The organism is Pantoea sp. SIMBA_079 (genome assembly GCF_046940275.1).
GTDB lineage: Bacteria > Pseudomonadota > Gammaproteobacteria > Enterobacterales > Enterobacteriaceae > Pantoea > Pantoea borealis.
The window spans coordinates 1-231 of record NZ_JAWRYR010000998.1; the positions used below are offsets into that span (position 1 = coordinate 1).

At 49.8% G+C, this 231-nt stretch carries 1 protein-coding gene; it reads right to left on the reverse strand.

Features of this window, described 5'->3' with window-relative positions; all coding sequences use genetic code 11:
• Positions 1-205, reverse strand: a 205-nt coding sequence (locus SB719_RS22920; RefSeq protein ID WP_412160152.1) for a glutaredoxin domain-containing protein, incomplete at its 3' end; no start/stop codon positions are given.
• Positions 206-231 lie beyond the last annotated feature (26 nt).

Consider the following 231-nt stretch of genomic DNA (forward strand, 5'->3'; position numbering starts at 1 on the left):
CATATGTCGGCGGATGCGCGTCAGTGGAAGAAAGAGATGCTACGCGGGCCGGTACCTGGCGGGAGCCCAGCGTTCTGAGCTCTCCAGTCGCCTCCGGCTGTATATCAAGATTGATGATCTGGTAAGCGATACCACGACGATCCAGCGCAGGTTTAGTGGTGTCACACTGGACAAAGTTGCTTTTAGTGTAAATAATAATGATCATGATTCTCATTTCATTTTAGTCACAGG